This window comes from Bradyrhizobium sp. CCGB20 (genome assembly GCF_024199855.1).
Classification (GTDB): domain Bacteria; phylum Pseudomonadota; class Alphaproteobacteria; order Rhizobiales; family Xanthobacteraceae; genus Bradyrhizobium.
This window is the reverse complement of sequence record NZ_JANADN010000001.1, coordinates 8,427,743-8,450,239: the sequence shown is the minus strand read 5'-3', so window position 1 is coordinate 8,450,239 and position 22,497 is coordinate 8,427,743. Positions and strand designations below refer to the sequence as shown.

Here is a 22,497-nt window from a genome sequence, read left to right as displayed (position 1 = left end):
CTATATGATCCGTGTCCTTCCATGGAAATTTCGGGGCCCACATGAAATTCGAGGCGTTGTTTAGACCGTTGCAGGTCGGTCCGTACAAGCTCGCGCATCGCGTCGCGCTGGCGCCGCTGACGCGCATGCGCGCCGAGCGCGAGAGCTTCTCGCCGCGGTCGCTCAATGCCGAATATTACGGCCAGCGTGCGACGCAAGGCGGTCTGTTGATCGCAGAAGCATCGCCCGTGGTCTCGCACGGCCGCGGCAATCCGGCGACCCCGGGCATCTATTCGGAGGCCCAGATCGCCGGCTGGCGCAAGGTGGTCGATGCCGTGCATGCCAAGGGCGGCATCATCTTCCTCCAGCTCTGGCATGTCGGCCGCGTCTCGCATTCGTCCTATCATGGCGGTGCGCTGCCGGTGTCGGCCTCGGCGATTGCGATCAAGGCCGAAGGCATGAAGGCGATGACCGCCGACGGCAAGATCGCCGATTACGAGACGCCGCGCGCGCTGGAGACCGACGAGGTCAAGGGCGTTGTGGAAGCATTCCGTCAGGGCGCGAAGAATGCGCTCGCGGCGGGCTTCGACGGTGTCGAGATCCACGGCGCCAATGGCTATCTGCTCGAGCAGTTCCTGCAGTCGCGCAGCAACCAGCGCACCGATCAATATGGCGGCGGAATCGAGAACCGCGCACGGCTGCTGCTCGAGGTGACCCAGGCCGCGATCGACGTCTGGGGCGCGAACCGCGTCGGCGTCCGGCTGTCGCCTCACGGCATCGCCAATGATTCCGGCGAGCCCGATCCGATGCCGCTCTACACCCATGTCGTGAAGACGCTCGACAAGCTCGGTCTCGCCTACCTGCACTTCATCGAGCCGCGCTCCAGCGGCGCCGGCCGCGCCGACGTCCACTGGGAAAACGTGCCCTCGGCGATGGTGCTGTTCCGTCCGCTCTACAGCGGCGTGCTGATGACTGCCGGCGGCTTTACCGGCGAGACCGCGAATGCGGCGATCGCCGAGGGACACGCCGACATCATCGCCTTCGGTCGCATCTTCATCTCGAACCCCGATCTGCCGCGGCGCCTCGAGCAGGATTATCCGATCACGCCGTATAACCGCGCGACGTTCTATGGCGGCGAAGAGAAGGGGTACACGGATTATCCCGTCTATGACGAGCTGACGCCGGCGTAGGTACGCGTAGCCCGGATGAGCGACGCGATATCCGGGACCTTCGCCTGAGCAATGGTTTTCCCGGATGTCGCTTCGCTCATCCGGGCTACGGAGCTATTGTCCTGCTCCGATCGCACCACAAACTCCGTCATTGCGAGCGCAGCGAAGCAATCCAGACTGTCTGCGCGGAAAGATTCTGGATTGCTTCGTTGCGCTCGCAATGACGACGGAGAGACTTCCATGGCCAAAGCCGCAGCCGCCGCAGGATTAGCCACCGGCCAATGCCTTTGCGGCAAGGTCACCTTCGAGATCGACGTTCCCGCGCGCTGGGCCTGGCATGATCATTCGGCCGCCAGCCGCCGCGCCCACGGCGCGGCTTACGCCACCTATGTCGGAAGCTGGAAAAAGCGCTTTCGCATCACGTCCGGCAAAACCGCGCTCGCCCGCTACGAGGACAAGGCCACCAAGACCTCGCGCAGCTTCTGCTCGCATTGCGGGACGCCGATCGCGTACGAGCGGCCCCGCGGCCCGCACATGGTCAACATCCCCCGGGCCCTGTTCAAGGAGCGCACCGGCCGCCAGCCGCTCTATCACATGGCCATCGAAGAGCTGCAGGAATGGGCCTATACCGGCGAGCCGCTGGTGCCGTTGAAGGGCTTTCCCGGTGTGGTCTGGCAGCGCTCGAAAAAGAAGAAGCGTACGGGCGGCGAGGATCCGTTCGAATTGGGGCGCGAGGAGATGTAGCGCTCTTCCGCGCAACGCAGCCATGACCGCGCTTCCTTGCGCGCCTCCCAAGACTTCGGCCATCATGTGCCCGTCCTTGCGGCAACGCCCGCTTCTGGAGGGAACATGAAGAACAAGATTACCGGCCGCTCCGCCTTTCTCGCGCTGCTCAAGGACGAGGGCATCACGCATCTGTTCGGCAACCCCGGCACCACCGAGCTGCCGATCATGCATGCGCTGAAGGATCATCCTGATCTCACCTATGTCATGGCGATGCAGGAGAGCCTGGTGGTCGCGATCGCCGACGGCTACAGCCGCGCCTCGGGAAAACTCGTAGCCTGCAACGTCCACGTCGCGCCCGGCCTCGGCAACGCGATGGGCTCGCTCTACAATGCCCAGTTCACCGGCACGCCGATGATCCTGACCGCCGGCCAGCAGGAGCAGGGCCATGGCCTGATGGAGCCGGTGCTCTACGGCCCGCTGGTGCGCATGGCCGAGCCGCTGGTGAAATGGGCGGTCGAGGTGACGCGGCTGGAGGATCTGCCGCGCATCGTGCGCCGCGCCGCCAAGGTGGCGATGACGCCGCCGACCGGGCCGGTGTTCATCTCCCTTCCGGGCGACATCCTCAACAGCGAGGCCGGCATCGATCTTGGCCGCTCCACCCGCATCGACGCGCGCACGAAACCGTCGGATGAAGCGCTGAAGGCGTTTGCCGCGCGGCTGCTCAAGGCCGAGCGTCCTGTCATCGTCACCATGGACGAGGTGGTGAAAAGCGACGCGCTCAAGGAAGCTGCCGAACTCGCCGAGCTGCTCGGCGCCGCCGCCTACCAGTCCTCGACGCCCTATGGCTCGCACTTCCTGTCGGAGAGCCCGAGCTTCGTCGGCACGCTGGCGCGCGTGCAGAAGGTCGCGCGCGATACGCTGGCGCCGTACGATCTGCTGATTGCGCTCGGCGGCGATCCCTTGCGGATGTCTGTCTATAGCGAGGTCGATGCGCTGCCGGACGGGCTCGGCATCGTGCAGATCGGTCTCGTCGATTGGGAGATCGCCAAGAATTACGGCGCCGAGATCGCGCTGAAGGCGGATCTGAAGGAAACACTGCGCGCGCTGATCCCGGTGCTGAAGGAGATGGGCGGCGCGTCGCTGGCGCAGCGTGCAAAACAGAGTCTCGCCGAGCTCGCGCCGAAGAACTGGACCGCGCGGCGCGCCGCGCTGGTCGAGCAGATCGGCAAGACCGCCAGCCGCTCGCCGATCGATCCCGACTATCTGGTGCTGCAAATGGTCGAGGCTATGCCCGACCACGCCATCCTCGTCGACGAAGGTCTCACCTCCAGCCGCCAGATCACGGCGCTTCGCGCGCACCGCGACCGCTTCGGCTATCATGGGCTTGCATCCGGCGGCATCGGCTGGGGCCTGCCGGCCTCCGTCGGCGCCAGCATCGCCAATCCGGATCGCCCCGTGGTGTGTTTCTCCGGCGACGGCAGCGCGATGTACTCGATCCAGTCGCTGTGGACGGCGGCGCATCACAAGCTGCCGCTCAACGTCGTCATCGCCAACAACGGCGGCTACCGCATCATCAAGCAGCGCCTGCTCGCCTTCCACGGCGATGACAATTACGTCGGCATGGACTTTGCCGATCCGCCCGTCGATTTTGCCGGCGTTGCGAAGGCGCTCGGTTGCGAGGCGATCAAGATCCGCGATCCCCGCGAACTGAAGGCGACGCTGGCGTCGGCGTTCAATCGGCCGGGGACGAAGCTGATCGAGGTGATGGTGGACGGGAAGGTGTAGCTCCGCTGTCGTCCCCGCGAACGCGGGGACCCATACCGCGTGATCCATCGATCGTGGGAGCTGCCAAACCCGAACGACCAGTCTTCGCCAAACTTTTCCCTGGGGGTATGGGTCCCCGGGTTCGCGGGGACGACAGCGGAGGGTGTGGCCGCTACCCCTTCTTCCCCACCCGATAACCCGCCGCCGGATGCGGCGCTCCTAGCCTCGCGCGGCCGTCGCCGAACAGTTTTTCCCGCAGCGTGCCCTTGGCGTATTCCGGCTTGTACCGGCCACGCCGCGTCAGTTCCGGCACCAGCATGTCGGCGATATCCTCGAAATCGCCGGGCGAGATCGCGAAGGCGACGTTGAGGCCGTCGACATCGGTCGCCTCGAACCATGCCTCGATCTTGTCCGCGACCATCTCGGGCGTGCCGACGACGACAGGACCCGCACCGCCGACGCCGACATGCTCGATGACGTCGCGCACGGTCCAGACGCGGTCGGGATCGGCGCGAGTGACGTTGTCCATCGCGCTGCGGCCGGCATCGTTCTGGACGTGGCGCACCTGCTGGTCGAGGTCGTAGCCGGAGAAATCGACGCCGGTCCAGCCCGACATCAGCGCCAGCGCACCCTCGGGGCTGATATGGCGGCGATAGTCGGCGTATTTCTCGTTCGCCTCGGCCTCGGTCCGTCCGAGGATGATGGTCATCATCGAGAACATCAGGATTTCCGCCGGGTCGCGGCCGAGCGCCGCGGCTTCCTGGCGGATCGCTGACACGCGAGGGCCGATCACCTTGGCCGACGGTCCCGACATGAACACGCATTCGGCGTGCTTCGCCGCGAACTGCCGCCCGCGCGGCGAGGTGCCGGCCTGGTACAGCACGGGCGTGCGCTGCGGTGACGGTTCGCTGAGATGGATGGTGTTGTTGATGCGGTAGTTCGCGCCCTCATGATTGACGCGATGAACCTTGGTGGGATCGGTGAAGATGCCGCGCTTGCGGTCGCGCAGCACCGCGTCGTCCTCCCAGCTGCCTTCCCAGAGCTTGTAGACGACCTCCATATATTCGTCGGCGATGTCGTAGCGGTCGTCGTGTCCGGTCTGCTTGTCCTTGCCGGCGCCGCGCGCGGCGCTGTCGAGATAGCCGGTGACGACGTTCCAGCCGATCCGTCCCTCGGTGAGATGGTCGAGCGTCGACATCCGCCGCGCGAACGGGTAGGGCGGCTCGAAGGACAGATTGCTGGTGACGCCGAAGCCGAGATTCTGCGTCACCGCGGCCATTGCCGAGAGCAGCAGCAGCGGTTCGTTCGATGGTGTCTGCGCTGCATTGCGCAAGGCAGCGTCAGGGCTGTTGCCATAGACGTCGTAGACCCCGAGCACGTCGGCCAGGAACAGCCCGTCGAAACGGCCGCGTTCCAGCGTCCTGGCGAGATCGATCCAGTAGGGCAGGCGATTATATTCGGCGGTGCGGTCGCGTGGATGGGTCCACAGCCCCGGTGATTGATGCGCGACGCAATTCATCGCGAAGGCGTTGAGCCTGATCTGCTTGGCCATGATGGTCCCCGGCGCCCTGTACCGAGCGCTCTTCGAATGATAGACGTGCGCCCCAACTTGGCGAAGTTCTTGCATATAATTGGCCCTTTGCAAGGGCCAAGAATAGAAAGGCTTGTGCTTGGCAAGGCCAAAATCAGCGGTGCTCCCGCTCTTGGCAAGCCAATCTCAAGAGAGCAAGAACGAAATCCCAAGAGAACTCGAAGAACTATCCAAGTCCCTGCCACTTTCGAAGGGCTACCTGTCTCGGGTAGGGTCCTTCGTCTCAAAGCCTCGAAAAACCAGCCATGACCAGAGCCGACGCCATCGCCCACGCCCGTGACGATTTCAAATCCGGCGCGTTCCTCACCGAGCTCGACCGCCGCGTCGCCTATCGGACCGAAAGCCAGAATCCGGCACGCGGCGCCGAGCTGCGTTCTTATCTGGAACAGGAGATGCAGCCGGCCTTTGCGGCGCTCGACTTTACCAGCCGCATCGTCGAATCCCCGAGCGGCAAGGCGCCGTTCCTGTTCGCCGAGCATCACGAGAGCGCGTCAGCGCCGACCGTTCTGATCTACGGCCATGGCGACGTCGTCGACGGCATGGAGGGAGAGTGGCGCGACGGCCGCGATCCCTGGCGCACGACGGTCGCGGGCACGCGGCTCTATGGCCGTGGCACCGCCGACAACAAGGGCCAGCACAGCATCAACATGGCGGCACTCCGCGCGGTGCGCGAGGCCCGTGGCGGCAAGCTCGGCTTCAATGCCAAATTCATCGTCGAGATGGGCGAGGAGATCGGCTCGCCCGATCTCGGCAAGGTCTGCGATCTCAATCGTGATGCGCTCAAGGCCGATCTGTTCATGGCCTCGGACGGGCCGCGCCTGTCGGCCGACCGGCCGACGCTCTTTCTCGGCTGCCGCGGCGGGATCCGCATTCATCTGGATGTGAACCTGCGCGATGGCGGCCACCATTCGGGCAATTGGGGCGGCGTGCTCGCCAACCCCGCGACCATCCTGGTCAACGCGATTTCCACGCTGGTCGACGGCCACGGCCGCCTTCAGCTCGACGCGCTGAAGCCGCCACGCCTCACCAACCAGATCCGCAGCTATCTTGCCGACGTGCAGGTGGTGCCGACCGAGGATGAGCCGGCGCTCGCGGAGAACTGGGGCGAGGAAGGGCTGTCGGCGGCCGAGCGGCTCTATGCCTGGAACACGCTCGAGGTGCTGGCGATGTCGTCCGGCAATATCGACAAGCCGGCCAATGCCATTCCCGGCCACGCCAACGCCGTGCTGCAACTGCGTTTTGTGGTCGGCACCCGGATCGATGGCCTGATCGAGGCCATCGGCACGCATCTGGCCCAGAAGGGCTTCCCGATGGTCGAGGTGCGGGCGGCCCAGAGCTTTGCCGCCTCGCGCACCGATTTCGACAGCCCCTGGATCAAATGGGCCGCGGATTCGGTCAAAAACACCACCGGCAAGACGCCGGCGGTGCTGCCGAATTTCGGCGGCTCGCTGCCTAATGACGTGTTTTCCGAGATTCTGGGCCTGCCGACGATCTGGGTCCCGCACTCCTATCCCGGCTGCTCCCAGCATGCGCCCAATGAGCACATCCTGCTGCCATTGACCGAAGAGGCCTTGACGGTCATGGCCGGGCTGTTCTGGGATCTCGGGGAATTGCCAAATCCGCTGACAAGACCGTCAACCTGAGCCGTTAACCTGGGCCGCGATCCAGCCAAAAGTCACATTCTATTCCAACCCGATTTGTGCTTGCATCCCGCCGGCATCATCCTGAAAGGGGACTAAAAGTGAAACACTTCCGTAGCATCGGCCTCGCGCTCGCCGCGACCTTCGCCGTCAGCCAGGCTGGGGCCCAGGAGCTGACCGGTACGCTGAAGAACATCAAGGACACCGGCGCCATCACGCTGGGCTTCCGCGACTCCTCGATCCCGTTCTCCTATCTCGACGACAACCAGAAGCCCGTCGGGTTCGCGATGGACATCTGCTACAAGATCGTCGACGCCGTGAAGAAGGAACTCAAGCTCGACAAGCTCGAGGTCAAGCTCAATCCGGTGACGTCGGCGACCCGCATTCCGCTGATGGCCAACGGCACGATCGACCTCGAATGCGGCTCGACCACCAACAACGCCGAACGCCAGAAGCAGGTCGCCTTCACCAACACCCACTTCCTGACCGCCAGCCGCTACGTCTTCAAGAAGTCGAGCGGCCTCAAGTCGATCGAAGACCTCAAGGGCAAGACGGTGGTCTCGACCGCCGGCACCACCAACATCAAGCAGCTCACCGAAGCCAACGTCGCGAAGGGCCTCGGCGCCAACATCATCCCGGCCAAGGACCACGCCGAGGCCTTCCTGATGGTTGAGACCGACCGCGCGGTCGCGTTCGTCATGGACGACATCCTGCTCGCGAGCCTCGTTGCCGGCTCGAAGTCGCCGGATGACTATGTCATCTCCAAGGACGCGTTCTCCAAGCCCGAGCCCTACGGCATCATGCTGCGCAAGGACGACGCCGCCTTCAAGAAGGTGGTCGATGCTGCGACTGCCGCGGTCTACACCTCGGGCGAAGGCCAGAAGATCTACGAAAAGTGGTTCACCGCCAAGATCCCGCCGAAGGGTCTGAACCTCAACACCCCGATCTCGGCCGAGCTGAAGAACGAGTTCGCCAAGCCGAGCGACTCGCCGAACCCGGACGACTACAAGTAAGATAGACCTCGATCTTTCGATCGGGATCATGTCCGGCCACTCTTGACAGCAGGGTGGCCGGACATTTGCATAGGCGCCCTGACATCATGGGCGCGTTCGCGCGGGGGACACGTGAACTACAACTGGAACTGGGGAATCTTTTTCCAGCCGAACCCGATGGGGACCGGTACCTACCTCGACATGCTCCTGTCGGGACTGGCGCTGACCCTCAAGACTGCCGGGCTGGCCTGGATCATCGCGCTGATCACCGGCTCGATCGTCGGCGTGATGCGCACGCTGCCGTCGAAGGGCGCCTACTGGTTCGGCTTCGCTTACGTCGAATTCTTCCGCAACATGCCGCTGCTGGTGCAGCTCTTCCTGTGGTTCTTCGTGCTGCCGGAAATCCTGCCGAAGGCCGCCGGACTGTGGCTGAAGCAATTGCCGAACGCGCCGTTCTGGACGGCAGCGATCGGCGTCGGCCTGTTCATGTCGGCGCGCGTCGCAGTCCAGTTGCAGGCCGGCATCAGCTCGCTGCCGCGCGGGCAGAAGATGGCGGCGACGGCGCTGGGCCTGACCACCGTGCAGGGCTATCGCTACGTGTTGCTGCCGATGGCGTTCCGCATCATCCTGCCGCCGCTGACCTCCGAGTTCCTCAACACCATCAAGAATACGGCGGTCGCCATCACCATCGGCCTGCTCGAGCTGACCGGACAGGCGCGCTCGATGCAGGAATTCTCGTTCCAGGTGTTCGAGGCCTTCACCGCCGCCACCATCCTCTACCTCCTCGTCAACGCCGTCGTCGTGACCGCGATGCGCTTCCTCGAGCGCTGGGTCGCGATCCCCGGCTACATCACGGGGAAATAAGCGATGCTCGGCAATTTCGATTTCGACGTCATCCGCCGCTCACTGCCCTATCTGTTCTACGAGGGCATGACGTTTACCCTGACGCTGACGGCTCTCGCAGCGCTTGGCGGCCTGATCTTCGGCACGGCGCTCGCGCTGATGCGGCTCTCGGGATTCAAGATCCTGGGCCGCATCGCCGGCCTCTATGTCGACTTCATGCGCTCGCTGCCGCTGGTGCTGGTCATTTTCTGGTTCTACTTCCTGGTGCCCTATATCGGGCAGTGGCTGACCGGCGCCTCGCGCCCGATCAGCGTTGGCGCCTTCGCATCCTCGCTCATCACTTTCATCATGTTCGAGGCCGCGTACTTCTCCGAGATCATGCGTGCCGGCATCCAGTCGATCTCGCGCGGCCAGCCGGCCGCGGCCAGCGCGCTCGGGCTCAACTATGCGCAGACGATGCGCTACGTCGTGCTGCCGCAGGCGTTCCGCAACATGCTGCCGGTCCTGATCACGCAGACCATCGTGCTGTTCCAGGACACCTCGCTGGTCTACGTGCTGTCGATCACGGACTTCCTCGGCGCGGCCAGCAAGGTCGCGCAGCGCGACGGGCGGCTGGTCGAAATGTATCTGTTCGCCGCCGTGGTCTACTTCACAATTTCCTGTATCGCGTCCTTCGGCGTTCGCCGCCTCCAGGCGCGCATCGCCATCATTCGATAGAGCGTATCGGTCATGATCGAAATCAGCCACGTCAACAAATGGTACAGCCCGACCTTCCAGGTGCTGACCGACTGCACCACCAGCGTCACCAAGGGCGAGGTCGTCGTGGTCTGCGGCCCGTCGGGCTCGGGCAAGTCGACGCTGATCAAATGCGTCAATGCGCTGGAGCCTTTCCAGAGCGGCGACATCTCGGTCGACGGCACCAAGGTCAACGATCCCAAGACCAATCTGCCGAAGTTGCGCTCGCGCGTCGGCATGGTGTTCCAGCACTTCGAGCTGTTTCCGCATCTGAAGATCATCGACAATCTCTGCCTCGCGCAGCAGAAGGTGCTGGGCCGGTCGCATGACAAGGCGGCGACGAAGGCCATGCAGCTGCTGGAGCGCGTCGGCCTGAAGGAGCAGGCGCAAAAGTTTCCGGCGCAGCTGTCCGGTGGCCAGCAGCAGCGCGTCGCGATCGCGCGCGCGCTCGCCATGGACCCCATCGTCATGCTGTTCGACGAACCGACCTCGGCGCTCGATCCCGAAATGGTGAGCGAGGTGCTCGACGTCATGGTCGACCTCGCCCATGAGGGCATGACCATGATGGTCGTCACCCACGAGATGGGCTTTGCCCGCAAGGTCGCCAACCGCGTCATCTTCATGGACCGCGGCGAGATCGTCGAGGACGCCCCGAAGGACGACTTCTTCGGCAAGCCGCGCAGCGACCGCGCGCAGAAGTTCCTGTCGAAGATTCTGTCGCACTGACCACCACCGTCATTCCGGGATGGTCCGAAGGACCAGACCCGGAATCTCGAGATTCCGGGTTCATTCGCTGCGCGAATGCCCCGGAATGACGAATAGAGGGGTGATTGGTCCCCTCAATCGGCTATAACGCCTTAAATCCCCATTTTCCCGTCAGGAGACCTGCCTTGGACCCGATCGCCTACGTCAACGGCTCATTCGTTCCGCTCTCGGATGCCAAAATCTCGGTCCTCGATCGTGGCTTCCTGTTCGCCGACGGCATCTACGAGGTCTCGGCCGTGCTCGACGGCAAGCTGGTCGACAACGCCTCGCATCTGACGCGCCTGGAGCGATCGGTCGGCGAGATCAAGCTGAAGCTGCCGGAGACGGTCGAGCGCATCACCGAGCTCCAGAAGGAGCTCATTGCGCGCAACAAGGTCGAGAACGGCCTCGTCTATCTCCAGGTCACGCGTGGCGCCGACAAGGGCCGCGACTTCGCCTTCCCCAAGGCTGACGTCAAGTCGAGCCTGGTGATGTTCACCTCGGAGAAGGACATCATCAACGCCAGCCCGGCCAAGACCGGCATCAACGTGATCACCGTGCCCGACATCCGCTGGGAGCGGCGCGATATCAAGAGCGTGGCGCTGCTCGCGCAGGTGCTGGCGAAGCAGGCCGCGGCCGAAGCCGGCGCCGGCGAAGCCTGGATGCTGGAAGACGGATACGTCACCGAAGGCGGCTCGTCCTCGGCGTTCATCCTGACCAAGGACGATGTCATCGTGACCCGCAAGAACTCCAACGCGATCCTGCCGGGCTGCACCCGCAAGGCCGTGGTGGCGCTCGCCGAGGAGCGCCAGCTCCGCGTCGAGGAGCGTTCTTTCACGGTGGCCGAGGCGCTCGCCGCCAAGGAAGCCTTTGCCACCTCGGCGTCGCTGTTCGTCCAGCCGGTGGTTGCGATCGACGGCAAGAAGGTCGGCGACGGCAAGCCCGGTCCGATGGCCACGCGGCTGCGCGAGATCTACGTGGAGTTCGCCAAGGCGACGGCGGTCTGAGCCGCATACTCAACTGTCGTAGGGTGGGCAAAGGCACGCTTGCGCCGTGCCCACCATCTTTCTCTTTTGTATCTCGATAGAAGTGGTGGGCACGCTTCGCTTTGCCCACCCTACGGGGCCGCCCGTGAGGGACGGCCTGCCCTTCACGCCGCCGATGCCTTTACCTTCACCGGATGAACCGCACGGAACGCGATCGCCAGCCTGTTCCAGGCATTGATGGCGCCGATCAGCATCGTCAGGTTCACCGTCTCCGCATCGGAGAACTGGGCGCGGACCTGCTCATAGACATCGTCGGGCGCGTGGGTCTCCGAAATCAGCGTCACCGATTCCGCCCAGGCCAGAGCGGCGCGTTCGCGGTCGGTGTAGAGCGGGGACTCGCGCCAGGCGTTGAGCAGGTAGATGCGCTGTTCGGTCTCGCCGCGCTTGCGGGCGTCCTCGGTGTGCATGTTGATGCAGAAGGCGCAACCGTTGATCTGCGACGCCCGGATCTTGACGAGCTCGATCAGCGATTTCTCGAGTCCGGTGGACTGGATCTGCTCCTCCAGCGCCATTAGCGCCTTCATCGTGTCGGGGGCGGCCTGGTAGAAGTTCATGCGGGGTTTCATGGTCGTTCTCCTTGCTTGCTGGGTTGAGGTCAGTGTGCACCACCGGCCGAGGTCTGGCCGGGCTTCTTCAGGAAGAGGACGGCGGCGAGCGCGACGATCAGCGCCATGCCGAGCAGATAGAAAGTGTCGCTGAAGGCGAGGATGTAGGCCTGCTTCTGTACGATATGGCCGATCGCGACATAGGCGCGGTGCGCGGCGTCCGCCCGATCGAGAATGCCGTGATTGACGAAATATTGGGTGAGCTGCTCCAGCCGGGTCCGCGTCGCCTGCTCGAACACCGAGACCGACTGCATCAGCACGTTGGAGTGATACTGCTCGCGCTTGGTCAGCAGGGTCTGCAGCAGCGCGATGCCGACGGCACCGCCGAGATTGCGCATCATGTTGAACAGGCCGGAGGCCGAGCCCGCATTCTCCGCTTCGATGCCGGATGTCGCCACTGCTGACAGCGGCGCCATGACCAGCGCCTGGCCGATCGCACGAACCACGTTGGGCCAGAGCAATTGATCGGCGGCATAGTTGCTGGTCATGTAGATGTTCATGAAGTTCGAGGCCGCGAACAGGACGAAGCCGACGCCGATGATGATCCGCGCGTCGAACCTCTGCATCAGGCGCGGCACCAGCGGGATCAGCACGAGCTGCGGCAGTCCGGTCCAGGCCAGCACCATGCCGATCTGCTCGGCGTTGTAGCCCTGGATGCGCGCCAGATATTGCGGCAGGATGAACACCGAGCCATAGAGCGCGACACCGAGCAGGAAGTTTGCGAGCATGCCGAAGCCGAAATTGCGGCGAACCAGCAGGCGCAAATTGAGCAGTGGCTTCTTCACCGTGAGCTCGATGACGAGGAAGACGGTCAGCGCGACGGCGGCGATGACCGACAGCTTGACGATGAAGGGCGAGCCGAACCAGTCGTCCTTGTTACCTTCCTCCAGTACGGTCTGGAGTGCCGACAGGCCGATCGCCATGGTGATGATGCCGGCCCAGTCGCCTTCCGCGAGCAGCGACAGCTTCATCGGCCTGGGCTCGAGTGCGTACCAGAGCATGCCGACCATGATCGCGCCGGGCACGAGGTTGACGTAGAAAATGTACTGCCACCCGAAATTCTCGGTGAGATAGCCGCCGATGGTCGGGCCGATTGCCGGCGCGAACGTCGCGGACAGCGCGAACAGTGCAAGGCCCACCGGCTGCTTCGCGCGAGGCAGTAGCGTGATGATGAGCGTGAAGGCCATCGGGATCAGCACGCCGCCGGTGAAACCCTGCACCGCGCGCAGCACGATCATTTGCGACAGGTCCTGCGCCAGCGCGCAGGCAGCGGACAAGATCAGGAACAGGATCGCATTGGTGAGCAGATAGATCCTGATCGAGAACACCTGCGCGAGCCAGCCGGACAGCGGAATCACCACGATCTCGGCGATCAGATAAGAGGTCGAGATCCAGCCGCCGTCATCGATGCCGGCGCCGATCGCGCCCTGGATGTCGGCGAGCGAAGCGTTGACGATCTGGATGTTCAGCACCGCCATGAAGGCGCCGAGGGTCGCGCCGATCACCGCGATCCAGGTTTTGGCGGAAACTCCCGGCGTGGCGGGCGCAGCAGGGGCGGGGATGCTGGCAGCGGAAGCGGCGCTGACGGTCGGTTGGAGCGTGCTCATGGAAGCCTCGTCTCGGTCTCGGAGACAGGATGCATCGGGCGGTCGGTTTCGATAATCGAGGGAGTGTGGGAAGGATCGTCCGGCAAGACTTGATAATCCTGCCGGTCTTCCCCGCCTCAGCCGCCGTTCGGGCGGACCGCGTTGTCGGCGAGGCGTTTGGCCGTCTCGCGCTCGGCGAGCACCGTTGCCTTGGTGTCGACCGTCGGCACCGCGGACATGCCGGGGCGCAGCAGGCCGGTCAGGCGGTGGTCGTCGAGCACGATCTTCACCGGCACGCGCTGCACGATCTTGGTGAAATTGCCGGTGGCGTTGTCGGGCGGCAGCAGTGCGAATTCCAGACCGCTCGCCGGCGACAGGCTGTCGACATGGCCGTGCAGGGTCTGGTGGCGGAAGCTATCGACGTGCAGCTCGACCGGCTGGCCCGGACGAACGTGCGTGAGCTGCGTCTCCTTGAAGTTCGCGACCACATAGACGGCATCGAGCGGCACCACCGCCATCAATTGCGTGCCGGCCTGCACGAACTGGCCGACGCGCAGGCTCCGGGCGCCGACCGTACCGTCGACCGGCGCGGTGATCTCGGTATAGGACAGGTTCAACGCCGCCTGCTTCGCGACGGCGCGGGCGCGGTCGAGCTGGGCCGTGGCCTGGGCGCGCTGGGTGGTGAGTACGTCGACCTTGCGCTGCGCGGCCACCAGGCCCGATTTCGCGTGCTGCAATTGCGCGTTGCTGGCGCGCAGCGCTGCATCGGTCTGCTGTGCGCGCTGGATCGTGCCGGAGCCCGACTTCATGAGGTCGTCGTAGCGGGCGCGTTCCTCCTGCGCGAACTTCAGATTGGCGTCCGCCGCGGCGACGTCGGCCGTGCTCTGCTCGATGATCGGCTGCTGCAGCTCGAGCTGGGCGTCGATGTTGCGCACCGAGGCTTCGCCCGCGGCGACATCGGCGCGGGCCTGGTCGAGCGCGGCCTTGAAGTCGCGGTCGTCGATCTTCGCCAGCGTCTGGCCCGCTCTGACCTTCTCGTTGTCGCCGACCAGCACCTTGGCGATGTAGCCGGAAACCTTGGGCGCGACGATGGTGGAATCCGCCTTCACATAGGCGTCGTCGGTCGTCTCGAGATAGCGGCCGTTGGTCCAGTAGTCGTGCCCGTAATAGATCATCGCCGCCGTGCCTGCGAGGAGCGCGAGTACCAGCGCCGCGCGCCGGACCATCTTCCGGGCCGGCGCAGGCTGTGGGGGCTGAGGATGATCTTGAGTGATTTCAGTTGCTTGCTGGAAGTTTTCGGTGCGGGGCATCTCGGACATCGCGGTCTCCTATCGGCTGGCTGGGACTATCGGTCTTTCCGGTTCGAGCGATAATCGGCAAAATGCTGGAAGGATTATCCACTCCGAGTGGATGGTCCGGGGTCGGCGCCTTGGAGTGTTTGGTCTATCGAACCAGAGGTGCGACTGCCCCAGAGCGATTGCCGCGCCTATCGAGCGATTGCTGCGAACATGCACCATCTCGGCGGGTGAGACCGTTTGATGGATAATCCGGTCGAATTCCTTGCGATTATCGATCGAAAGCGGATAATCAGGCGACATGGACCGATTGACGAGCCTCGAAGTCTTCAGCCGGGTGGTCGAGACCGGCGGCTTCTCCGCAGCTGCCCGCAAGCTCAACATGTCGACCACCATGGTGAGCAATCACGTTCAGGCGCTGGAAGACCGGCTTGGGGTGAGGCTGCTTCAGCGCACCACGCGCAAGGTCAACCTCACCGAAATCGGCAAGGCCTATTACGACCGCGCGATCCAGATCCTCGCCGATATCGAACAGGCCGACGATATCGCCGGCGCACTGCAATCGACGCCGCGCGGCACGCTGCGCATTCACACCGCCACCCACATGGTGCCGTTCGTCGCGCCTGTGATGGCCGAATTCCTCGCGACCTATCCGGAGGTCAAGGTCGATTTGCGCATGGGCGAAACCAATGTCGACCTGATCGAGGAGGGCTTTGATCTCGCACTGCGCATGATCGCGCCGCCGGACTCCAGCCTGATCGTGCGGAGTCTTGCGACCTGGCGGCACGTGCTGTGCTGCTCGCACGCCTATATCGAGGCGCATGGGCGCGTCTCGAAGCTCGAGGAGCTCGCCGAGCGCAATTGCGTGCGTCACATCAACTATCCGTTCGACGAGTGGCGCTTCTTCGACCGCAAGGGCATGCCGGCCTCGGTGCGCGTATCGGGCAATCTGATCACCAACAGCGGCGAAGCGCTGCGCGAGGCCGCATTGCAGGGCCTGGGCGTGAGCCTCGCGGCCGGATTCCTGGTGGCCGATGATCTCGATGCGGGCCGGCTGGTGCGCCTCCTGCCGGAGTACCGTCCGGTCGAGATGTCGATGAACGCTGTCTATCCGCACAAGCATCATCTGTCGGCGAAGGTCAGGACCTTCATCGACATGCTCGTGCATCACAGCGCCGAGCAGCAGAAGCTGATCAATCCGTATTCGTGAGGTCAAGACGTCAGTGCCGTAGGGTGGGCAAAGGCGCAAAGCGCCGTGCCCACCATCTTTTCCAATCGGTGGAAATCGTGGGCACGCTCCGCTTTGCCCACCCTACAAGAGCGTCAGCGCGGCGCCGGCAGCCGTCCGAATACACCATCAAGCGCCATGCCGATTGCAAGCAGCCGCTCGTCGCTGCCTGCCGGACCATCCAGCTCGAGGCCTATAGGCAATTTGCTGGTGGCGCCGAGCGCGATCGGAATCTGGATCCCGGGAATGCCGGCATTGCTGCCGGGATCGGTGTTCTGGATGAACAGGCCGAAATTTTCGAGGCTGCTGGAGTCGGGATTGGATGGGATTGCGACGCGTGGCGTGGTCGGGAAGGCGATCGCGTCCAGCTTATTCCCGGAAAAGGTCTTGCTGTAGAGCGCCTGCAGGACCGGACGCGCGGTCTTGATCGCGGCGTCATAGATCGGCTTGGCATCGATAAGTGTGTCGCCGGGGCCGGGCAGCTTGCGCGGGATCACGAGGCCCTCATAGGTGCCCTTCACATCGGGGCTGGCGATGTCCTTCACCAGCGCCTCGATGCTGATCCCGGTGCCGGTGTGCCTGAGATAGGCGACCATGTCGTCATAGGCTTCGTACAGCGCGACGGGAAAGCTGACCTGACCGTTGAGCTCGGCGAGTTGCGGCATCTCGATCTCGACGACCGTGATGCCCTGCGCCTTGATCTGCACGACCGCCGCCTGGAAGGCGGCTTCGGTGTCGGCGTCGAGATTGGTCAGCATCGATCTTACGACGCCGATCCGCACCTGCTTCAGATCCGCCGGCTGAATCGCGTCCCTACCGGCGATGACGCGGTCGAGCAGTTCGACATCCGCGATGGTCGCGGCCATCGGGCCTGCGGTGTCGCGGGTGTGCGAGATCGGCGCGATGCCGGTTTGCGGATAACGTCCGACCGTCGGGCGCAGCGAGGCGCATCCATTCAACGCGCCCGGGACCCTGACCGATCCGCCGGTGTCGGTGCCGAGCCCGCCTGCGACGATCCGCGCGCCGATCGCTGCGCCCGTGCCTGAGGAGGAACCGCCGGCGATCAGGCTGCGATCATAGGCGTTGCGCACGCCGAACTCCGCGCCGGTCTTGAACGCGGTATTGTAGCCGGAGATGCCGAAGGCGAGCTCGTGCATGCTGGTCTTGCCGATGATGATCGCGCCCGCGGCGCGGAGCTTGGCGACCACTGGCGCGTCGGCCTTCGGGACGTAACCCTGCAGCGCCGGCGTTCCGGCGCTGCAGGGAAGCCCGGCCACCTCGATATTGTCCTTGATCACGACGGGCACGCCGCCGAGCGGCTGGTCCTTGTCGCCGGTCGCATCGAACGCTCTCGCGGCCTTCAAGGCGCCGGCTTCGTCGAGGGTGACGAAGGCATTGAGATCGGCGCCGGCCTTGGCGCGGGTCAGCGCCTCCGTCGTGAGGGCGGTGCTCGTGACTTTTCCGGCGCGAAGGTCGGCCGCGGCATGGGTTAGGGTCAACTGATCGAGATCCATCATGCATCACCCGGTTGCAGGGGCGCCATCAGGGAGCCCGAGCCGGAAGGCTGAGGCCTTGTTGGCGCCGCGTCAACTCCAGGCGCGCAGCTTTGCCGGCGAGGATGTTGCCAATTCGGTGAGCAGGCGCTCCGCCTCGGGCCTCACCTTGGCGATCGCGGCGTCCTTCACCGGGCCGTAGCCGCGGATATCCATCGGCGCCTTTGCAATTGCGACGAGACTTGGCAGATGCGCCGCGTCGAGCCCGCCGAGCATCCGGTCGATCAGGCCTTCATACCAGCCGATCAGCTCGCGCTCCGCCCGCCGCTCCGCAGCGTAGCCGAATGGATCGAATGGCGTTCCGCGCAATCCCTTCAACCGCGCCAGCATCGTGAGCGGCATCTGGATCCACTGGCCGAAGGCGCGCTTGCGTGGCCGGCCGCGGGCGTCGCGTTTGGATGACAGGAATGGCGGGGCGAGGTGATATTGGATGCTGAAGCCGTCGTCGAACTCACGCTTCAATTCGTCCAGGAAGTCGGTCCGCATGTGGAGGCGCGCCACCTCGTACTCGTCCTTGTAGGCCATCAGCTTGAACAGGGAGCGGGCGACCGCCTCGGTCAGCGCCTCGCTGCCAAGGGCGATTTCGGCGTTGCGAACTCTTGCCACGATTGTCCGATAGCGCGTCGCATAGGCTTCGTCTTGATAGGCGATGAGGAAATCGGCGCGGCGGGCGATGAGCTGGTCGAGCGTCTCGGCCTTGGATGCCTCGTCAGCCTTCGGCAGGAAGTCCGGATCGGCTGCGGCGATCCGGCCCCAGGCAAAGGCCTGCTTGTTGCGCTCGACCGCGACGCCGTTGAGCTCGATCGCGCGCAGCAGCGCTTGCAGCGAGATCGGCACGAGACCGCGCTGCCAGGCAAAGCCGAGCATGATGATGTTGGCATAGACGGCATCGCCGAGCAGGCGTTCGGCCAGAGCGTTGGCGTTGATCGTGTCGAGATTGCCGTCGCCGATCACCTGGCGGATGGCGCGCAGGCGGGCGGGCGAGGCGAGATCGGCGTCGCGGAAGCGGACGACGTCGCCGGTCGGCATCTCCGCGGAGTTGACTGCAGCGCGCGTGCCGCGGCGATAGGTGCCGGACGCCTTTGGTGAGGAGCTGACGACGAGGTCGCAGCCGATCAGTGCATCGGCGGCGCCCTGGTCGATGCGGACCTGGTGCAGCGCCTCGGGGCTCGCGGCAAGCCGGATATAGCTCAACACGGGCCCGAACTTCTGCGCAAAGCCCGTGAAATCGAGCACCGAGACGCCGCTTCGTTCCAGATGCGCCGCCATGCCGATCAGCGCGCCGACCGTGATCACGCCGGTGCCGCCGACGCCGGTCACCAGCAGGTCATAGGGACGGTCGAGCGTAGCGGGAGCAGGCAGGGGGAGCGTCGCCGCGCGACCGATCGCGTCGATCTGGCTCGCGCTTTTCTTCCGGCGGATTGCGCCTTCGACGGTGACGAAGCTCGGGCAAAAGCCGTTGAGGCAGGAAAAATCCTTGTTGCAGGTCGAGAGATTGATCTGGCGCTTGCGGCCGAACGGCGTCTCCTTCGGCTCGATGCTGAGGCAGTTGGACTCGACCGAGCAGTCGCCGCAGCCTTCGCAGACGAGGTCGTTGATGTAGGCGAAGCGCTTGGGATCGGCGGTCTGCCCGCGCTTGCGCCGGCGCCGCTTCTCGGTGGCGCAGGTCTGCTGATAGATCAGCACCGAGACGCCGGAGACCTCGCGCAGTTCGCGCTGCACGGTGTCCATCTCCTCGCGCGGATGGATGGTGACGCCGATCGGCAGGTCTCCCGGAGAAAACTGCGCGGGGTCATCCGACACCAGCGCGATGCGCCCAACGCCTTCGGCGCGGACGCTGTGCGCGATGGCATGCACACTGATGGGGCCGTCGACCGGCTGGCCGCCGGTCATGGCGACGGCATCGTTGAACAGGATCTTGTAGGTGATGTTGGCTTTGGCTGCGATCGCCTGCCGGATCGCCATTGAGCCCGAATGATAGTAAGTGCCTTCGCCGAGATTCTGGAAGACGTGCTGGTGGCCGGTGAAGCGTGACGAGGCCGCCCAGTTCACGCCTTCGCCGCCCATCTGGATCAGCGACGATGTCTCGCGGTCCATCCAGCTTGCCATGAAGTGGCAACCGATGCCGGCCAGCGCCTTGGAGCCTTCCGGCACCTTTGTCGACGTGTTGTGCGGGCATCCCGAGCAGAAATACGGCGTACGCGTTGCGCCTGGGACATTGATCGTGCGGGCTGCCTCCGGCAGCAGCGCGGCGGCGCGCGCGGCGAGATTGAGGCCGGGAAACATCGGATCGAGCCGGCGCGCCAGCACGGACGCCAGCGCACGCGGCGACAATTCGCCAATCCAGGAGATCAGCCGAGCACCGGTCTCGTCGTGCTTGCCGACCATGCGCTCGGGCTTTGATCCCGGATAGTCGTAGAAATATTCCTTGAACTGGCTCTCGATGATGCCGCGCTTTTCCTCGACCACGAGGATCTCGCGCTTGCCCTTCACGAAGTCCATCGCGTCATGCAGCGCAAGCGGCCAGACCATGCCGACCTTGTAGACGTCGACGCCGATGTTGCGGCAGGCCGCTTCATCAAGGCCCATCAGCCGCAGCGCCTCCATCAGGTCGAGATGCGCCTTGCCCGTGGTGACGATGCCGTAGGTGGCATTGGGAATGTCGTAGATGTGGCGATCGATCGGATTGGCCTTCGCGAAGGCGTAGACCGCGTGTTTCTTTGCCTCCAGTCGTTCCTCGATCTGCGGGCCCGGCAGATCCGGCCAGCGATAGTGCAGGCCGCCGGGTGGCGGCGTGAAGTCGGGCGTGCGGAAGGCGCGCGGCGGGCGCAGCGCGACGGATGCGCCTGACTCGACAATCTCCGAGATCGCCTTGAAGCCGACCCACATGCCGGAGAAGCGGCTCAGCGCGTAGCCATATTCGCCGAATTCGAGATATTCACTGACGCTTGCGGGGTGCAGCGTCGGCATGAACCAGCTCATGAAGGCGACATCGGACTGGTGCGGCATCGAGGAGGAGACGCAGCCATGGTCATCGCCAGCGACGACCAGCACGCCGCCATGCGGCGAGGAGCCGTAGGCGTTGCCGTGCTTGAGGGCATCGCCGGAACGATCGATGCCGGGGCCTTTGCCGTACCAGAGCCCGAACACGCCATCGACTTCGCGATCGGCCTGCGTTTCGACCTGCTGCGAGCCGAGCACCGCGGTTGCCGCGAGGTCCTCGTTCACTGCCGGCAGGAATTCGATGCGGTCCCGCTTGAGCCGCTCCTGGATGCGCCAGAGCTCGAGATCGATGCCGCCGAGCGGCGAGCCGCGATAGCCGGAGATGAAACCCGCGGTGTTGAGCCCCGCGGCACGGTCGCGCTGCACCTGGTCAAGCGCGATGCGGACGATGGCCTGCGTGCCCGTGAGGAAGACGCGCCCCTCCTCGCGGTCGTAACGGTCGGAGAGCTCGTAGGCGTCGAATGATGGAATGGCATCCATGGCGGACCTCGCGCGGCGTCGGTGCCGGATTGGCAAAGGGTAGGCCCGGGCGACTGGTAGGTCTTACCTATTCATTCTGATAGGGAGGAAAAATCGGTAGAATTTTCCTCGAGACATCAATTATTGGTGTAATCTATCGAATTGAGGTGCCTTCATGATCGAAGATCAGGATACGCGGATTCTTGCCCACCTCCAGAAAGACGGCCGCGCGACCAACCAGCAACTCGCGGACGAGGTCGGTATGTCCACCTCAGCCTGCTGGCGCCGGGTGCGGGCGCTGGAAGAGGCCGGTGTCATCAAGGGTTATGCGGCGCTGGTCGTGCGAGAGCAGGCGGGTTTTGCGATGTCCGCCATTCTCCACGTCTCGCTGGAGCGGCACGACGCAAAATTCGTCGACGAGTTCGTCGCGCGCGTGACCACGCGGCGCGAGGTGCTCGAGTGTTTCGCGACCACGGGCGATGCCGACTATCATTTGCGCGTCGTCGTGCAGGACATGGCGGCCTACAACCGCTTCCTCGACGAGTTCATGTTCCGCATCCCCGGCATCCGTTACGTCAGGAGCAACGTGGTGCTGAAGGAGATCAAGACCGGCGTGGCGCTGCCGTTTTGAGCGGCTTCATAGGATGGCCTTAGGGTGGGCAAAGGCGCATAGCGCCGTGCCCACCATCTCGCCCCGATGACGAAGGCGGTGGGCACGCTTCGCTTTGCCCACCCTACGGCACTTCCGTTACCGTTGCTCCCGCGCAAAACGATTCCGCAGCGTCCCGACGCCCGTGATGTCGATCTCCACGACATCGCCGTGCTTGATGTCAGGCGAAGCGCCGTCGGTGCCCATCCAGATCACGTCACCCGGCCATAGCGTGAAATACTTGGTCAGCTCGACCAGGAACGGCACCACGCCGAAGATCATGTCGTTGGTGTAGAAGCGGTTGGTCTCCTTGCCGTTGACCCGGACGACGGTCTCCATTTTAGCCAGATTGGCCTCAGTCTCGATCCACGGCCCCATCGGCTTGAACGTGTCGGCGTTCTTCGAGCGCCACAGGCTGCGATCGGCATTCTGCCAGCTGCGCTCGCTGACGTCGTTGCCGATGGTGTAGCCGAACACGCAATCCATCGCGTTCTGCTTGGTGAGATGCTTCACCTTCTTGCCGATGACGACGACGAGCTCGCCTTCATAGTGGATCTTGTCCGTCGCAAAGGACGGGATCACGACCTCCTCGTCATGCGCGATCAGCGCGTTCTGGGCGCGATAGCCGATCTCGGGTCGGTCGGGCACGGCCGGCACTTCGCCGCGCTTGTCGGCGGCTTCCTTCAGGTGCTTCAGGTAATTCAAGCCGACGCAATAGAAGGTGCGCGGGATCAGCGGTAGCTCGATTTTGACGTCGCCAAGCGAATGCGCGCGCGAGGTGCGCTGCCATTCGCCGAAGGGATCGCCATCGACCGCGATCACCTGCTCGCCCTCGACGATCCCCCAGGACGTCTTGTCCGCGGCGGTGAATTTGAGCCAGCGCATGTCGG

General features: G+C 64.4%; 18 protein-coding genes. 11 read left to right on the top strand and 7 right to left on the bottom strand.

Features of this window, described 5'->3' with window-relative positions:
- Positions 1-41 precede the first annotated feature (41 nt).
- The 3 genes from NLM15_RS39775 (at position 42) to NLM15_RS39765 (ending at position 3,659) form a co-directional block, all read left to right on the top strand.
- Positions 42-1,169 carry an alkene reductase gene (locus NLM15_RS39775; protein ID WP_254123404.1) on the top strand — a complete coding sequence of 376 codons (1,128 nt, stop codon included), beginning with the start codon at positions 42-44 and terminating at the stop codon, positions 1,167-1,169.
- Between the two features lie 219 nt (positions 1,170-1,388).
- Positions 1,389-1,892, top strand: a complete 504-nt coding sequence (locus NLM15_RS39770) for a GFA family protein (protein WP_254123403.1) — start codon at positions 1,389-1,391, stop codon at positions 1,890-1,892.
- A 105-nt stretch (positions 1,893-1,997) separates the two neighbouring features.
- Positions 1,998-3,659, top strand: a complete 1,662-nt coding sequence (locus tag NLM15_RS39765; protein ID WP_254123402.1) for a thiamine pyrophosphate-binding protein — start codon at positions 1,998-2,000, stop codon at positions 3,657-3,659.
- Between the two features lie 151 nt (positions 3,660-3,810).
- Here the strand turns inward: NLM15_RS39765 and NLM15_RS39760 are convergent, their stop codons facing one another.
- Entirely contained in the window at positions 3,811-5,190 is a 1,380-nt protein-coding gene (locus tag NLM15_RS39760) for an LLM class flavin-dependent oxidoreductase (protein ID WP_254123401.1), read from the bottom strand.
- A 284-nt stretch (positions 5,191-5,474) separates the two neighbouring features.
- Between NLM15_RS39760 and NLM15_RS39755 the strand changes: the two genes are divergently transcribed.
- The 6 genes from NLM15_RS39755 (at position 5,475) to NLM15_RS39730 (ending at position 11,190) form a co-directional block, all read left to right on the top strand.
- Positions 5,475-6,872: a M20 family metallopeptidase gene (locus tag NLM15_RS39755; RefSeq protein ID WP_254123400.1), complete on the top strand. Its 1,398-nt coding sequence runs from the start codon at positions 5,475-5,477 to the stop codon at positions 6,870-6,872.
- 98 nt (positions 6,873-6,970) lie between these two features.
- On the top strand, positions 6,971-7,882 hold the full coding sequence (locus NLM15_RS39750) for an amino acid ABC transporter substrate-binding protein (RefSeq protein ID WP_254123399.1): 912 nt from the start codon (positions 6,971-6,973) through the stop codon (positions 7,880-7,882).
- 111 nt (positions 7,883-7,993) lie between these two features.
- On the top strand, positions 7,994-8,725 hold the full coding sequence (locus NLM15_RS39745) for an amino acid ABC transporter permease (RefSeq protein ID WP_254123398.1): 732 nt from the start codon (positions 7,994-7,996) through the stop codon (positions 8,723-8,725).
- Between the two features lie 3 nt (positions 8,726-8,728).
- Positions 8,729-9,421 (top strand): amino acid ABC transporter permease, encoded by a 693-nt coding sequence (locus tag NLM15_RS39740; protein WP_254123397.1) that lies wholly within the window; start codon positions 8,729-8,731, stop codon positions 9,419-9,421.
- Positions 9,422-9,433: 12 nt separating this feature from the next.
- Positions 9,434-10,165: an amino acid ABC transporter ATP-binding protein gene (locus tag NLM15_RS39735; protein WP_254123396.1), complete on the top strand. Its 732-nt coding sequence runs from the start codon at positions 9,434-9,436 to the stop codon at positions 10,163-10,165.
- A 164-nt stretch (positions 10,166-10,329) separates the two neighbouring features.
- Complete coding sequence (locus NLM15_RS39730) at positions 10,330-11,190, top strand: D-amino-acid transaminase (protein WP_254123395.1); 861 nt, start codon at positions 10,330-10,332, stop codon at positions 11,188-11,190.
- A 143-nt stretch (positions 11,191-11,333) separates the two neighbouring features.
- On the opposite strand, the gene NLM15_RS39725 is transcribed toward NLM15_RS39730, so the two are convergent.
- From NLM15_RS39725 to NLM15_RS39715, 3 genes are all read right to left on the bottom strand, one after another.
- Entirely contained in the window at positions 11,334-11,795 is a 462-nt protein-coding gene (locus NLM15_RS39725; RefSeq protein ID WP_254123394.1) for a carboxymuconolactone decarboxylase family protein, read from the bottom strand.
- A 29-nt stretch (positions 11,796-11,824) separates the two neighbouring features.
- Complete coding sequence (locus tag NLM15_RS39720; RefSeq protein WP_254123393.1) at positions 11,825-13,441, bottom strand: MDR family MFS transporter; 1,617 nt, start codon at positions 13,439-13,441, stop codon at positions 11,825-11,827.
- Positions 13,442-13,557: 116 nt separating this feature from the next.
- Positions 13,558-14,739 carry an HlyD family secretion protein gene (locus NLM15_RS39715; RefSeq protein ID WP_254123392.1) on the bottom strand — a complete coding sequence of 394 codons (1,182 nt, stop codon included), beginning with the start codon at positions 14,737-14,739 and terminating at the stop codon, positions 13,558-13,560.
- Positions 14,740-15,016: 277 nt separating this feature from the next.
- Between NLM15_RS39715 and NLM15_RS39710 the strand changes: the two genes are divergently transcribed.
- Entirely contained in the window at positions 15,017-15,925 is a 909-nt protein-coding gene (locus NLM15_RS39710; RefSeq protein ID WP_254123391.1) for a LysR family transcriptional regulator, read from the top strand.
- 113 nt (positions 15,926-16,038) lie between these two features.
- Here the strand turns inward: NLM15_RS39710 and iaaH are convergent, their stop codons facing one another.
- Together iaaH and NLM15_RS39700 are read right to left on the bottom strand one after the other, a co-directional pair.
- Positions 16,039-17,457, bottom strand: coding sequence for an indoleacetamide hydrolase (iaaH, locus tag NLM15_RS39705; RefSeq protein ID WP_254124661.1), 1,419 nt, complete (start codon positions 17,455-17,457; stop codon positions 16,039-16,041).
- 72 nt (positions 17,458-17,529) lie between these two features.
- Entirely contained in the window at positions 17,530-20,979 is a 3,450-nt protein-coding gene (locus tag NLM15_RS39700) for an indolepyruvate ferredoxin oxidoreductase family protein (RefSeq protein WP_254123390.1), read from the bottom strand.
- Between the two features lie 154 nt (positions 20,980-21,133).
- Between NLM15_RS39700 and NLM15_RS39695 the strand changes: the two genes are divergently transcribed.
- Complete coding sequence (locus NLM15_RS39695; protein ID WP_254123389.1) at positions 21,134-21,589, top strand: Lrp/AsnC family transcriptional regulator; 456 nt, start codon at positions 21,134-21,136, stop codon at positions 21,587-21,589.
- Positions 21,590-21,706: 117 nt separating this feature from the next.
- Here the strand turns inward: NLM15_RS39695 and NLM15_RS39690 are convergent, their stop codons facing one another.
- Positions 21,707-22,492 carry a fumarylacetoacetate hydrolase family protein gene (locus NLM15_RS39690; protein ID WP_254123388.1) on the bottom strand — a complete coding sequence of 262 codons (786 nt, stop codon included), beginning with the start codon at positions 22,490-22,492 and terminating at the stop codon, positions 21,707-21,709.
- Positions 22,493-22,497 lie beyond the last annotated feature (5 nt).

Coding starts and splice junctions, on each gene's coding strand:
- NLM15_RS39765 (WP_254123402.1), top strand. CDS start 1,998: ATGAAGAACAAGATTACCGGCCGCTCCGCCTTTCTCGCGCTGCTCAAG.
- NLM15_RS39695 (WP_254123389.1), top strand. CDS start 21,134: ATGATCGAAGATCAGGATACGCGGATTCTTGCCCACCTCCAGAAAGAC.
- NLM15_RS39775 (WP_254123404.1), top strand. CDS start 42: ATGAAATTCGAGGCGTTGTTTAGACCGTTGCAGGTCGGTCCGTACAAG.
- NLM15_RS39715 (WP_254123392.1), bottom strand. CDS start 14,739: ATGTCCGAGATGCCCCGCACCGAAAACTTCCAGCAAGCAACTGAAATC.
- NLM15_RS39760 (WP_254123401.1), bottom strand. CDS start 5,190: ATGGCCAAGCAGATCAGGCTCAACGCCTTCGCGATGAATTGCGTCGCG.
- NLM15_RS39735 (WP_254123396.1), top strand. CDS start 9,434: ATGATCGAAATCAGCCACGTCAACAAATGGTACAGCCCGACCTTCCAG.
- NLM15_RS39690 (WP_254123388.1), bottom strand. CDS start 22,492: ATGCGCTGGCTCAAATTCACCGCCGCGGACAAGACGTCCTGGGGGATC.
- NLM15_RS39700 (WP_254123390.1), bottom strand. CDS start 20,979: ATGGATGCCATTCCATCATTCGACGCCTACGAGCTCTCCGACCGTTAC.
- NLM15_RS39770 (WP_254123403.1), top strand. CDS start 1,389: ATGGCCAAAGCCGCAGCCGCCGCAGGATTAGCCACCGGCCAATGCCTT.
- NLM15_RS39720 (WP_254123393.1), bottom strand. CDS start 13,441: ATGAGCACGCTCCAACCGACCGTCAGCGCCGCTTCCGCTGCCAGCATC.
- NLM15_RS39740 (WP_254123397.1), top strand. CDS start 8,729: ATGCTCGGCAATTTCGATTTCGACGTCATCCGCCGCTCACTGCCCTAT.
- iaaH (WP_254124661.1), bottom strand. CDS start 17,457: ATGGATCTCGATCAGTTGACCCTAACCCATGCCGCGGCCGACCTTCGC.
- NLM15_RS39755 (WP_254123400.1), top strand. CDS start 5,475: ATGACCAGAGCCGACGCCATCGCCCACGCCCGTGACGATTTCAAATCC.
- NLM15_RS39725 (WP_254123394.1), bottom strand. CDS start 11,795: ATGAAACCCCGCATGAACTTCTACCAGGCCGCCCCCGACACGATGAAG.
- NLM15_RS39710 (WP_254123391.1), top strand. CDS start 15,017: ATGGACCGATTGACGAGCCTCGAAGTCTTCAGCCGGGTGGTCGAGACC.